The 12,510-nt window shown below is 41.2% G+C and carries 12 protein-coding genes; 7 read left to right on the top strand and 5 right to left on the bottom strand.

The window, feature by feature from the left end; translation table 11 throughout:
- Positions 1–221: 221 nt before the first annotated feature.
- Together ghrA and M998_RS02060 are read left to right on the top strand one after the other, a co-directional pair.
- Positions 222–1,163 carry a glyoxylate/hydroxypyruvate reductase GhrA gene (gene ghrA / locus M998_RS02065; RefSeq protein ID WP_068443447.1) on the top strand — a complete coding sequence of 314 codons (942 nt, stop codon included), beginning with the start codon at positions 222–224 and terminating at the stop codon, positions 1,161–1,163.
- A gap of 264 nt (positions 1,164–1,427) precedes the next feature.
- Positions 1,428–1,979: a TorD/DmsD family molecular chaperone gene (locus M998_RS02060; RefSeq protein ID WP_068443452.1), complete on the top strand. Its 552-nt coding sequence runs from the start codon at positions 1,428–1,430 to the stop codon at positions 1,977–1,979.
- A gap of 135 nt (positions 1,980–2,114) precedes the next feature.
- Here the strand turns inward: M998_RS02060 and M998_RS02055 are convergent, their stop codons facing one another.
- Both M998_RS02055 and mdtH read right to left on the bottom strand, forming a co-directional pair.
- Entirely contained in the window at positions 2,115–2,675 is a 561-nt protein-coding gene (locus tag M998_RS02055; RefSeq protein ID WP_068907288.1) for a lipoprotein, read from the bottom strand.
- A 53-nt stretch (positions 2,676–2,728) separates the two neighbouring features.
- Positions 2,729–3,934 carry a multidrug efflux MFS transporter MdtH gene (mdtH, locus tag M998_RS02050; RefSeq protein WP_068907287.1) on the bottom strand — a complete coding sequence of 402 codons (1,206 nt, stop codon included), beginning with the start codon at positions 3,932–3,934 and terminating at the stop codon, positions 2,729–2,731.
- A 235-nt stretch (positions 3,935–4,169) separates the two neighbouring features.
- Between mdtH and rimJ the strand changes: the two genes are divergently transcribed.
- From rimJ to M998_RS02035, 3 genes are all read left to right on the top strand, one after another.
- Positions 4,170–4,757 carry a ribosomal protein S5-alanine N-acetyltransferase gene (gene rimJ / locus M998_RS02045; protein ID WP_068443461.1) on the top strand — a complete coding sequence of 196 codons (588 nt, stop codon included), beginning with the start codon at positions 4,170–4,172 and terminating at the stop codon, positions 4,755–4,757.
- A 91-nt stretch (positions 4,758–4,848) separates the two neighbouring features.
- On the top strand, positions 4,849–6,387 hold the full coding sequence (gene murJ / locus M998_RS02040) for a murein biosynthesis integral membrane protein MurJ (RefSeq protein ID WP_068907285.1): 1,539 nt from the start codon (positions 4,849–4,851) through the stop codon (positions 6,385–6,387).
- Between the two features lie 156 nt (positions 6,388–6,543).
- Entirely contained in the window at positions 6,544–7,017 is a 474-nt protein-coding gene (locus M998_RS02035) for a hypothetical protein (protein ID WP_068907283.1), read from the top strand.
- A 232-nt stretch (positions 7,018–7,249) separates the two neighbouring features.
- Here the strand turns inward: M998_RS02035 and argS are convergent, their stop codons facing one another.
- The gene (gene argS, locus M998_RS02030) at positions 7,250–8,980 is read right to left on the bottom strand and encodes an arginine--tRNA ligase (protein ID WP_068907282.1); all 1,731 of its coding nucleotides are present in this window, start codon (positions 8,978–8,980) and stop codon (positions 7,250–7,252) included.
- A gap of 201 nt (positions 8,981–9,181) precedes the next feature.
- Between argS and M998_RS02025 the strand changes: the two genes are divergently transcribed.
- Both M998_RS02025 and cutC read left to right on the top strand, forming a co-directional pair.
- Entirely contained in the window at positions 9,182–9,736 is a 555-nt protein-coding gene (locus tag M998_RS02025; RefSeq protein ID WP_068907280.1) for a VOC family protein, read from the top strand.
- Between the two features lie 180 nt (positions 9,737–9,916).
- Positions 9,917–10,678 (top strand): copper homeostasis protein CutC, encoded by a 762-nt coding sequence (gene cutC, locus M998_RS02020; protein WP_068443476.1) that lies wholly within the window; start codon positions 9,917–9,919, stop codon positions 10,676–10,678.
- 46 nt (positions 10,679–10,724) lie between these two features.
- Here the strand turns inward: cutC and cmoB are convergent, their stop codons facing one another.
- Both cmoB and cmoA read right to left on the bottom strand, forming a co-directional pair.
- Positions 10,725–11,696 (bottom strand): tRNA 5-methoxyuridine(34)/uridine 5-oxyacetic acid(34) synthase CmoB, encoded by a 972-nt coding sequence (gene cmoB, locus M998_RS02015; protein WP_068907278.1) that lies wholly within the window; start codon positions 11,694–11,696, stop codon positions 10,725–10,727.
- Positions 11,693–12,448 (bottom strand): carboxy-S-adenosyl-L-methionine synthase CmoA, encoded by a 756-nt coding sequence (cmoA, locus tag M998_RS02010; RefSeq protein WP_068443483.1) that lies wholly within the window; start codon positions 12,446–12,448, stop codon positions 11,693–11,695. The genes cmoB and cmoA overlap by 4 nt, the downstream gene beginning before the upstream one ends.
- Positions 12,449–12,510 lie beyond the last annotated feature (62 nt).

The following is a 12,510-nucleotide window of genomic DNA, read 5'->3' as shown; positions in this document are numbered from 1 at the left end:
AATTTGGTTATTATCTAATCTGAGTTGGCGATTAAGTCATCTTAGCCGCCTGCGATTAAATCGAAAATTCTTGGTTTTCGATAAATTCAAACTTCAAGTCATTCTTGCAAAATACGTTATCTACTTAACAGAATACCGATTCAGCGGCTGCTAGTTCGTTGTATTAACTTGAAAATGAGCGCCTTTCAGCACACTCTGTTAGAAACCTAGGAGGAGTTGCCATGAATATTTTATTTTACCATCCATTTTTTGATGCCAATCAGTGGATTGAAGGCATGCGCGCAAGATTACCCAACGTGAATATTCGGCAGTGGGAGAAAGGGGATAATCAACCTGCTGACTACGCAATGGTTTGGTTGCCGCCTTATGAGTGCTTAGCAGGTAGAAAAGATTTGAAAGGTATTTTTGCATTAGGTGCGGGTGTTGATGCGATTTTAAAACAAGAACAGGATAAACCCGGCACATTACCAGCAGGTGTCCCGCTAATGCGCTTAGAAGACACCGGGATGGCAATCCAAATGGAAGAATATGCAGCGGCAAAAGTTTTATATTATTTTCGCCGAATGGATGAATACCGCCAATTACAGTCACAGCGCCAATGGAAACCATTACCCGCTTACCAACATGACCAGTTTGTGGTTGGAATTATGGGCGCAGGCGCATTGGGACAAGCAGTAGCTAAGCGTTTAGTGAGCTTTGGTTTTCATGTCAGAACGTGGAGCCGCTCTGAAAAACAAATCGATAATGTGAAAAGCTATTTTGGTCGTGACCAATTATCAGATTTTTTATCGGGGACTCGAGTTATCATCAACTTGCTGCCAAGTACGCCTGAAACTAGCGGAATTTTAAACCAACAATTATTTAGCCAATTACAGCCAAACGCTTACATTATCAATCTAGCACGCGGTGCCCATCTGATTGAGCAAGACTTATTGTCTGCGTTAGAAATAGGGCAAGTAGCAGGGGCGTCATTAGACGTGTTTGCCAACGAACCGTTATCGCAAATGCACCCATTCTGGACGCACCCGCGTATTGCAATAACACCACATGTGGCAGCCTTTACTATGCCAACAGCGGCGATGGATATGATTGCGAGTAATATTCAGCGTATAGAGAGCAATCAACAGCCTAAAGGCGTTGTCGATCTGGCTCGTGGCTACTGATTAGCAGCCTTATTTAAGTCGTAGGGGCGGTGGCTGCGCTTAGCGACCTCAAGTTACATATTTATGTATGTTCCTTGGGGTAGCTTCATTTGCAGCCTTACCTATAGCGTAAATTGTTTTAGCTAATAACAACATAATTATCATCTGCAACAACTTTCTCATCTCCTAATCAGATACGCGTTACTGTTTTTTCGGTATACTTGGGTTAATAATCTTAGTTATTCGAGAGTGATAACTGAGTTACTGAAAAATAGGGATGGGTAAATGAACGAATTTTCAATCGTCTGTCGTATTTTAGGCACATTATTTCAGCGCTCACCGGATGATGCGCTGGTAAAACCGCTATTAGATATGATTGCACAAGATAAGTTAAAAGCATCATGGCCAATTGAGCAGGATGAACTCTGGTCGCGTATGGCTGCCTCTCTTGATCTCAAAGCCATTACAGCAGACTATCAAACACTGTTTGGTGGCGTGGAACCAACAGTCTCAATGCGTGCTAATCACTATGATGCTGACATTACTGAACCTGAAATCCGTGAATTTTTAACGTTAAGAGCTATGCCGCTAACCGATGCACATGCAGATACATTTGGTGCTTTGTTATTGGCCGCATCATGGTTAGAAGACCAAGCCGCAGAAGATGAAACAGCGGCTCAAGAAGAACTTTTTGATAGCTATATTTTAAGTTGGTGTGGTGCCTTCTTAGGAAAAGTCGAAGCTCATGCGACCACGGCGTTTTATCGTACATTGGCGCAAATTGCACGTGATGCCGTCATTGTATTACGTGATGAATTGGACTCGGAAGCGGAATGATTATGATTTGGTGACGTTGTCACGTCTGTATTCCGTATCAATGAGAGACGTAATTTCAAATAAAAAATAAGGCAACAGACGCGTAAACCTGTTGCCTTTTGTGCTTTTATCAATCGAAATAATTTATGGTGGGCGTTAATCAATGAGTGGTATGACCAATTTTCCCGGCTTAATTTCCAATCCTTTGGCGAATTTTTTAGCCGTTGCTTCCGCAGCACCATTATCAGGGTTCAATACGTAGACAGGCTGAGTCTCAAAGAAAGTCTCAAGAGAACTGTTTAAATAAGGGATAACGGCAGACATTGCAGTATCCATATTTTCAGGGATCACCGTATATTTGCTGATATTCAGTTCTTTTAAGTAAATTGAGCCAGTTTTAGCATCGAATATTGGGCGAGCGGTTAAGGTTAATTCAATTTTGGCATCGGCTTTACCAATTAACGAATCAAGTTTCACGGTTGCTTCACCATTTAATGAAACCTTGCCCGGTTCACTGCGACCAATTTGTGATTTTAAATTAGCGAGTTGTATATCTGCGTCGGCAAAGCCAGTAATGCCAATATTATGTTCATACTTCACTTTGTTCGCAAGATACTGATTAATTTGCGACTCGCTGATGCTAAAATCGGTTAATTGACTACAGCCTGCAACCAGCGTGAGCATGCCAACTATTGTCGCTAATAAAAACTTTTTCATAATGACTCCTTTTACAGTAACTTCGCTAGTTTAGCTTATTACTGTTCACTCAACTACTGCCCACTCAACATTGCCGTTTCTATTTTTTTGCGGTTAAACTGTTTATGTAACGCCCACAGTGTAATAAACCCGATGATGCCGAGTAAAAACCAAGGTAATTGAGGAAGGTTCCATTGATGGCCGATATCATACATCCAACCACCGCCAGTGTAGCCTACCGCGCCACCAAGGGCTAAGCCAAGACGGCTAAAGCCCATATAGCTGCCTCTGGCTCTAGGATCGGCTAATGAGGCGCTCAACGTTTCCCGTGCCGGGTCGGCGGTGATAGTACCTAAATAAAATAAACAGATAAGCGCAAATAAAGTATTGAGCGAAGTTGTCATGCCAATCGGAAACATGCTTAGGCTCATTAAAAATAAGCCTGCCATTAAACGTTGTTCTAAGCGGAAATGTTTTTCGCTCCAACGGGCGATAGGATAAAGAAGCGTAAGGGAAATAGCGGCCTCAATGGCATACATCCATTTTACTGCAGTAGGGGTGCCCGCCAGCTCGTTTACTACAATCGGGAACATCAACATGACTTGCACAGATAGCATAAAGTAACCCGCTAACGTCACTACATAAGTCACAAAACGCTTATCTTTAAGAACGCGAGTCATACCTTCTTTTATTGGCGCTCTGACGGTTGAAATACGGTATGCCGGTAATAACCACGCGTTACAAATCGCTGCAATAATAAAAACAAAAGCACCTGCCCAACAAACATAATGAAAATCATACTGTAATAACCAGCTACCAATTAGGGCACCAATAACCGCCCCCGCACTATCTTGCATCAACAATAAAGAATAGAAACGACCACGCTCATAAGGGCGGGTTAATTTAATCACTAAGGCTGTTCTGGGTGGGTCGAAGAGGGTTCCACCAAGTGCGGAAAGAATACAAGAAAGCCATAAAACCCAAGGGTCATGAGCCATCGCCATCACAGCAAACCCACTAGCTCTTAATAGCATACCAATAACAATCATCGGTTTAGCGCCAAATCGGTCAGCGATCGCCCCGCCAAAAATACCTAAACCTTGTTGCACAAATTGCCTCAACCCTAAAGCAAATCCGACAACAACTGCAGCCCAACCAAGTTGATCAACAAAGCGAATGGAAATTAAAGGGAAGACGACAAAAAAGCCAAGCACAACTAACATGTTGTCGAGTAATAAAAAATATTTACCAAGGCTTCTTGCCCGTGATACCTGTGCCATCACACACCCTATTAAAATATAACAAAGAAGGAGGGGGGTCTTACGATTTGTTATTAATGATATCAGGAGTGTATAGAGTTGATTGATGATATTTTTTTATCGTGATATCGGTATTTGCCGATGCATTTTAATTTGAAGTACTCAGTCTATAAATTGAATTAATTAGAGGAGAAATATACGTTATACTTCAAGCTTCAATTGTCTTGCTGATACAAATAGGAATTAAGGGCTAAGGATGTTTGGTTATCGAACAAATGGACCTAAAGTGCGTCTTGTTACTGAAAGAATGATTGTCCGTTTAGCCTATGAGCGTGATAATTATCGGTTGGCTGATTATTACAGTGCTAATAAAGAGTTTTTAATACCTTGGGAACCCATTCGTGATAATTCACATTTTCAACCTGCGGGTTGGAATAATCGTCTTCATCTGATGGGGGAAATGCATCGACAAGGCAGTGCATTTCATTTTCTATTGCTCGATAGTGACGAAAATGAAGTGATTGGCGTTGCTAACTTTAGCAATGTCATTCGTGGTGCATTCAATGCATGTTACTTAGGTTATTCATTAGGGCAAAAATGGCAGGGGCAAGGCTTGATGTATGAAGCACTGGTTCAAGCTAATCGCTATATGCAAAAAAACCAAGGAATGCATCGAATTATGGCTAATTATATGCCCCATAATTTACGTAGCGGTAATTTATTAACCCGCCTAGGTTTTGAGCGTGAAGGTTATGCAAAGCAATACTTACAAATTAATGGCGAGTGGCGCGACCATGTATTGACTGCTTTAACTGATTCGACGTGGAAGCCGTCTAAAGTTTAAATACCTAAACTCTTAATTTACCTTTCAATCGTAGTCAGTGATGCGCTGCGCTGTTAAACTGCTACGATTGTTTTCTTTTAGTCTATCAATCATGAATTTATTAAAATCGCTGGCAGCGGTAAGCTCCATGACCATGATGTCTCGTGTGCTGGGCTTTATCCGTGATGCTATTATTGCCCGAGTGTTTGGGGCGGGTGCTGCGGCAGATGCCTTTTTTGTTGCCTTTAAATTACCCAACTTACTGCGTCGAATATTTGCAGAAGGGGCCTTTTCCCAAGCTTTTGTACCAATACTTGCTGAATACAAAAACCAGCAGGGGGAAGAGGCGACACGCACCTTTGTTGCTTATATCGCAGGAATGCTGACACTGATACTGGCGATAGTCACGGTAGCCGGTATGATTGCCGCGCCGTGGATAATTTATGTCACTGCACCCGGTTTTACGACAGATGCCGATAAATTTACGCTAACTACCGATCTGCTTCGCGTCACATTCCCTTATATTTTCTTGATTTCATTGGTATCCCTCGCTGGGGCGATCCTTAACACTTGGAATCGTTTTTCTGTTCCGGCCTTTGCACCGACGTTATTGAACGTCAGCATGATCCTCTTTGCTGCATTTGCCGCACCGTATTTCGATCCGCCAATTATGTCATTGGCTTGGGCCGTATTGGTGGGGGGTGTCCTACAGCTTGTTTATCAATTACCCTATCTGAAAAAAGTGGGAATGTTAGTTTTACCCCGTCTTTCATTTCGCAATAGTGGTGTATGGCGAGTGATGCGGATGATGGGGCCTGCGATTATCGGGGTGTCGGTGGCACAAATTTCACTGATTATTAATACGATTTTCGCCTCATTTTTGCAATCGGGTTCCGTCTCGTGGATGTACTATGCTGATAGGCTAATGGAATTACCTTCAGGGGTTCTTGGCGTTGCACTCGGTACCATATTACTGCCTTCTCTAGCGAAAAGTTTTACCAGTGGTAACCATCAAGAGTATCGTCATTTGATGGATTGGGGGTTGCGCTTGTGTCTACTGTTGGCATTGCCTTGCGCTGTTGGGTTGGCGATTTTATCTGAGGCCTTAACGGTTTCATTATTCCAGTATGGTAATTTTACTGCCCATGATTCATTAATGACGCAATATGCGTTGATGGCTTACTGTGTTGGTTTAACAGGCATGATCTTAGTGAAAATTTTGGCGCCCGGTTTTTATTCACGCCAAGATATTAGAACACCCGTAAAAATAGCGATCGTGACATTAATTTTAACCCAGTTAATGAACTTGGCATTTATTGGACCATTGCAGCATGCGGGGCTGGCCTTATCGATAGGTATTGCCGCCTGCTTTAATGCTGGCGTCCTTTACTGGCAATTACGCAAACAAGATATCTTCCAACCGCTAGCAGGCTGGCGAGGGTTTATCTTTAAGATGCTCGTTGCGCTGGTGGTCATGATTGCCGTGCTATTTGGTGTATTACACTTTATGCCAGAGTGGGAACAAGGGAATATGCTAATGCGGATGCTACGCTTAATGGCTGTCGTCATTGCGGGTGCAGGAAGTTATTTCGCAGCATTATTTGTTCTCGGTTTTCGTCCTCGTGACTTTATGAAACGCAGTATTGCATAAGCAGTCTATTGCGTGTTCTTAATTAATCAGAAAGCTCAATACTAATGATATTGGGCTTTTTTGTTTGTTCTCATATTACTAATGTTATTTTCAAATTATTAGAGTATTATTTAATTAATCATTTTTGTTAATTATATTAGATTAAAAGGAATGCTCATGAAAAGAAAGATTTTATTTTTATTTTCCGCGGTTTTTATAGGTAATTTTGGGTATCAAATAATAGAGCTATCCAGAGATCCTTCGTTTAGTATTGCTGTGAAAATGAATAATATATTTTTGGTTATTTCAATGTTGTTTTTTGCATATATTGTTTTTTTTATGAAGAGCGCAGCGGTTGAAAAAACATTGGAAGGATATTATTCTTCTTTTAATCTAAAGTGCTTATCGATAAAAGAATATTCCTTTGACTCTTTGTTTTGTTGGCTGTTTTTTGCTTACTTTCATTACCACTTACTAACGTTTGCTGGTGCTTTAATATTTCCAATTTTATATTCATTCCCTATTATTATGGAAAGGTTAACTATTGACTTGGTCTACAATATAGACATTTTATATAGTTGGATTGTAAGAATATTATTACTCTATCCATTGCCATTTATTTTTATTAATATATTAAAAAATAAAAAATAACTTTTTTCTTAGAGGTCAATAATTTTTCTGTGAAACAGTTTCATATTAAATATCCTTTAATTTTTCCTTTAGGAAAGTAGGATAGTTCAATATATTCTATTTTCAATTCGAAAATATCATTGATGAGGTTCTATTTAGTTACCTAAATAGGATCTGTTTTCTTAGTTAATTGCCAAGCGCAATAAAAAACAGCCCACCTAAGTGAGCTGTTAGTTAAATCTAATCAAATAAATTACATTCTTTCTACGGTTTCAATGCCCAGTGTTTCAAGGCCGGTTTTCAATGTTTTTTGCGTTAGTAGTGCGAGTTTTAAGCGACTTTGACGTTGTTCTTCATTTTCTGCTGACAAGATAGGGCAATGCTCATAGAAGCCAGAAAATAGGCCTGCGAGTTCATATAAGTATGCACACATAACATGTGGCGTCCCCTCACGAGCGACAGTCAATATGGTTTCTTCAAATTGCATTAAACGTGTTGCTAGTGCGATTTCACGTGGGTCTTGTAGTGAGATTGGCAACGTAAGGTCTGATTCAGTCACATTGGCTTTTTTGAAGATAGAAGCCACACGGGTATATGCATATTGCATATACGGTGCGGTGTTACCTTCGAAAGCGAGCATGTTATCCCAATCAAAAATGTAATCAGTCGTTCTATTCTTTGATAAATCCGCGTATTTTACCGCACCGATCCCGACAACATTTGCCACGTTCACTAGCTCATCTTCCGTCATATCAGGATTTTTTGTACGAATAAGGTTTTGGGCGCGTTCGATGGCTTCATCAAGTAGATCAGAAAGGCGGACAGTGCCACCTGAGCGGGTCTTAAACGGTTTACCATCTTTACCTAACATCATGCCAAACATATGATGTTCAAGCACCATGGTTTCAGGGATATAACCCGCTTTACGCACGATGGTCCATGCTTGCATCAAATGCTGATGTTGACGTGAGTCGATATAATACAGCGAACGGTCGGCATGCAGAGTTTCATAGCGGTACTTAGCACAGGCAATATCGGTGGTGGTATAGAGGAAGCCACCATCTTTTTTCTGAACGATAACGCCCATTGGTTCGCCTTCCTTGTTCTTGAATTCATCAAGGAAAACAACGGTTGCACCTTCACTTTCGACAGCAAGACCTTTGGCTTTAAGGTCAGCAACAATCCCCGGTAACATACTGTTATACAGGCTTTCACCCATCACATCGTCTTCCGTCAATGTGACGTTTAAGCGGCGATAGGTTTCTTGATTTTGCTGCATGGTAATATCGACCAGTTTACGCCACATTTTACGGCAGTATTCATCACCGGATTGTAGCTTAACCACGTAACCACGAGCACGAAGTGCAAATTCTTCATCTTGGTCGTAATGTTTTTTTGCTTCGCGATAAAACTCTTCGAGGTCGGCAAGTGCCATATCGCTCGCATCTTCATTTTGTACTTTTTCAAGATACGCAATGAGCATGCCAAATTGTGTTCCCCAGTCACCGACGTGGTTTGCACGGATCACTTTGTGACCAATAAACTCTTGAGTACGCGCCGCAGCATCACCAATAATTGTTGAGCGCAAATGCCCAACATGCATTTGTTTGGCAACGTTTGGAGCAGAATAATCAATAACAATGGTTTCTTGTTTTACAGGTGCTACACCTAAGCGTGGGCAAACTAACGCTTTTTCTGTGTGCTCAGCAATCCATGTTGGCTCAAGGAATATATTAATAAAGCCAGGACCCGCGATTTCAACTTTAGTTGCGATGCCTTCAAGATCTAAATGGCTAACAATTTGCTCGGCCAACTGCCTAGGAGGTATCCCCATTTTTTTAGCAGCGCCCATGACACCATTAGCTTGATAGTCGCCAAACTGGGCTTTAGCTGATTGGCGCACGAGTGCATCGCTGCCTTCTGGAGCTCCCGCTGCTAGCATTGCAGCACTAATTTTATCTGAAAGAATAGCCTGAATATTCACCGGATTACCTTAAATAACGAACATAGTTACCGCATTGTGCCATCACAAGCGTAGAACTAAAAGGAAGAAGAGAAAATCGGCAGGTTTTATACCATATTTTGGGGTGGTCGTGCTACAGTCAGCGTGTTTGTTTTCCCCTTTATTATCACGGCTAACTCGAATTATTTTGGGTATAGGTTGTTATTTAAAAGAGTAATTTTAATGATTAATTTTGTAGAAATCCCAGAGTTGCAAGATTTGTGGCATGATCTACCTGAATTTGAAAAAAAACTTCAGTCCATGGCCAAAGAGTTAAACCTTTCTTTAACGGATTATCAAATTGATCATATCTCGGTACGTTGTCATCATCTTGCCACCGCATTGAGATGGCACAATGGCTTAATACAATGTGCGAATCTGATCTCTGATAATCAGATAAATGGCAGGCCGATTCGCCTCTATGAGCTTAGACAAGCGATACAAGTGGCAGGGCAAAATATCTTTATTATTGAACTGCCTTTCCCAAAAGGTAAAATTTACCCCCAAGAAAGTTGGGAACATATTGAAATGGTTATTGATGTACTGCCAAGTGCATTGGAAGAAACGGCAAGAAAATTATTACCAGACTTGCTTCCTCAAGGTTTTAGCATAAAAGTGAGTCAGCCTAAAGGCCAGCAAGAAAGACTTTCTAATCCTACATTGGCAGTGACAAATGGCATAATCACTCTTAAATACCACCCATTTTCGCTAAAAAACATAATTGAAAGTGAAAAATAAGTGATGCGATTAACGTTATTGATAATTGCTCGCAAGAAACTGCTCATGGTGTGATATCTATCAGGTAACATTTATCAATAAGTGGCATTATTAATTTGAGTGTTAACGAATAACATCTTTTCCCTATATAGAGCATAGGGTTTTAATCGCATTAGCGTTATTACCATTTTGGAGGTGAACATGGCAAAGTTAGAAATTTGCTGTTTTGGAATCGAATGTGCCCAAGTGGCTCAAGAATATGGGGCAGATCGTATTGAACTTTGCTCTGGGGCTGCCGATGGTGGCTTAACGCCAAGTTATGGTTATTTGAAACTGGCAAAAGAGAAACTTCATATTCCAGTTCATCCAATTATTCGTCCCCGCGGTGGTGATTTTTGCTATGACATGAGCGAATTCGATGTTATTCGTGAAGACTTAATCATGATTAAAGAAATGGGTTTTCCGGGAGCGGTTATTGGCATTCTTGATAAAGAAGGGCGAATTAATCTTGAAAGAATGCAGGTACTGATGGAAATCGCAAAAGGAATGAATATTACATTCCACCGGGCTTTCGATATGTGTATTAACCCGTTATTAGCCTTAGAGCAATTAAAGGCACTGGGTGTCGCACGCATTTTAACGTCCGGTCAGCAACAAAGTGCTGAGTTGGGCTTACCACTGCTAAAAGAATTGCAAGAAAAAAGTCATGAAATTGGTGGCCCACAAATTATGGCTGGTGCAGGTGTGCGTTTGGCAAATTTAAGTAAGTTTATGGAAATAGGGCTGCTCGAAGTACACAGCTCGGCGGGTAAAACCGTACCATCAACGATGAATTATCGAAAAGTCGGTGTGACGATGGCATCAAACAGTGAGACCGATGAATTCACGCATTATTGTGTCGATGGCCCGACAGTGGAAGCGATGAAAGACTTTATCTCGATCACCGAAAAAGTATCAGCATAATACAAATTGAATGTCGTTAAGGGAGGCGAAGTGCCTCCCTTAATTTTTAGGGTTTACGTGCTACTAAAATGGCACGTAGAGGAGCAGGGTAGCCTTCGATGGTTTTAGTGAGATCATTAGGATCAAGAAATTCAGCTAACGATTCTGTTTTCATCCATTGGGTGCGACGCTGTTCTTCGAGTGATGTTGCTGCTTGATCAACGATACGCACATCAACAAAACCACATTTTTCTAACCAGACTTTAAGCATCTTGGCGGATGGAATAAAGTAAACGTTTCGCATTTGGGCATAGCGATCACCGGGCAGTAGGCATTGGAACTCATCCCCTTCAATCACCAAACTTTCTAACACTAATTCACCGTCACTCACCAATTGGTTTTTAAGCTGCCAAAGATGATCGAGCGGTGAACGTCGATGATAAAGTACACCCATAGAAAATACAGTATCAAATGCATTAAGTACGGGTAATTGCTCAATACCTAAAGGTAATAAATGAGCTCGTTGGTCATCGCCTAGCAATTTTCTGACAGCTTCGAATTGACATAAAAACAGTTCAGTGGGGTCGATACCAACAACAAACTTGGCTTTTTCACCCAACATGCGCCACATGTGATAACCGCTACCGCAGCCAACATCTAACACATAACGGTCTTTTAGTGACGAGATATGCGGCAATACGCGATCCCATTTCCAATCAGAACGCCATTCTGTATCAATATTCACGCCATACAGAGAAAATGGCCCTTTACGCCACGGCATCAACTGTTCAAGTATATTATTAAGGCAACGTGTTTCTCCCGATGTTAGTTCAGGTTCACGGGTTGCGGTAACACTGTTTTTTAAATCTAAATGTGTTGGTGTCATCGATGGCAGGTTATCAAGCATTTTTTCCCATGATGAGAAGCCGCCATGCAAGCCTTTTTTCTTCCAATCCGTCAGTTGAGCAGGCAAGGTGTCAAGCCAGTGGCTTAAAGGCCCTACTGCAATTTGTTGGTAGAAACGGCCGAAATCGATCATAATTGACCCTCTTTTAATGCTAATAATGAGCCAAAATTAAAACATTGAAACCAGACTTCACAATGGGTGAATCCAGCATTATTCAAGCGTGACTTATGGGCTTCGACGGTGTCGGTTAACATCACATTTTCAAGCATGCTGCGTTTTTGGCTGATTTCTAATTCACTATAGCCATTAGCGCGTTTGAAATCGTGATGCATGTTGAACAGTAATTCACCAATCTTATTATCTTGAAAGTTAAATTTTTCAGAAAGTACCAAGATGCCGCCAGGGTTAAGACCTTGATATATTTTGTTCAACAGAAGCTGACGATCATCAGGATTGAGAAATTGTAATGTGAAGTTAAGAACCACCATGGAGGCATTTTCGATATGAATATCCCGAATATCACCTTCAATCACCTCAACCGGAGTCTCCGCTTTATAGGCATCAAGATGGCGACGACAGCGTTCAACCATCGCGGGTGAATTATCAACAGCAATAATTTGGCAATTTTCTGCGGTTAAATTACGTCTGACTGAGAGCGTTGCTGCTCCAAGTGAACATCCAAGATCATAAACTTGGCTATTAGGCGTCACAAAACGCCCCGCAAGCATACCGATCATCGTAATAATATTTGAATAACCCGGCACGGAGCGTTGGATCATATCGGGGAAAACTTCGGCAACTTTTTCATCGAATTGCCAATCACCAAGATTAGCGATTGGAGCAGAAAAGAGGCTATCGGTGTGTTTAGAATCCTGACTTGACATAAGATCTGTATTAATTAAGAAAACAAAAGTAGTGGGGAATTGTAGCAGAAACAAAGGCAACC

The sequence above is a fragment of the Providencia heimbachae ATCC 35613 genome (assembly GCF_001655055.1).
GTDB classification, from domain to species: Bacteria; Pseudomonadota; Gammaproteobacteria; order Enterobacterales; family Enterobacteriaceae; genus Providencia; species Providencia heimbachae.
This window is presented reverse-complemented; position numbering and strand designations above follow the sequence as displayed.

What these genes read in the sequence shown, in the direction of transcription:
- cmoA (WP_068443483.1), bottom strand. Translation starts at nt 12,448, where the DNA reads ATGTCAAGTCAGGATTCTAAACACACCGATAGCCTCTTTTCTGCTCCA.
- mdtH (WP_068907287.1), bottom strand. Translation starts at nt 3,934, where the DNA reads ATGGCACAGGTATCACGGGCAAGAAGCCTTGGTAAATATTTTTTATTA.
- ghrA (WP_068443447.1), top strand. Translation starts at nt 222, where the DNA reads ATGAATATTTTATTTTACCATCCATTTTTTGATGCCAATCAGTGGATT.
- murJ (WP_068907285.1), top strand. Translation starts at nt 4,849, where the DNA reads ATGAATTTATTAAAATCGCTGGCAGCGGTAAGCTCCATGACCATGATG.
- cutC (WP_068443476.1), top strand. Translation starts at nt 9,917, where the DNA reads ATGGCAAAGTTAGAAATTTGCTGTTTTGGAATCGAATGTGCCCAAGTG.
- rimJ (WP_068443461.1), top strand. Translation starts at nt 4,170, where the DNA reads ATGTTTGGTTATCGAACAAATGGACCTAAAGTGCGTCTTGTTACTGAA.
- M998_RS02025 (WP_068907280.1), top strand. Translation starts at nt 9,182, where the DNA reads ATGATTAATTTTGTAGAAATCCCAGAGTTGCAAGATTTGTGGCATGAT.
- M998_RS02055 (WP_068907288.1), bottom strand. Translation starts at nt 2,675, where the DNA reads ATGAAAAAGTTTTTATTAGCGACAATAGTTGGCATGCTCACGCTGGTT.
- cmoB (WP_068907278.1), bottom strand. Translation starts at nt 11,696, where the DNA reads ATGATCGATTTCGGCCGTTTCTACCAACAAATTGCAGTAGGGCCTTTA.
- M998_RS02060 (WP_068443452.1), top strand. Translation starts at nt 1,428, where the DNA reads ATGAACGAATTTTCAATCGTCTGTCGTATTTTAGGCACATTATTTCAG.
- M998_RS02035 (WP_068907283.1), top strand. Translation starts at nt 6,544, where the DNA reads ATGAAAAGAAAGATTTTATTTTTATTTTCCGCGGTTTTTATAGGTAAT.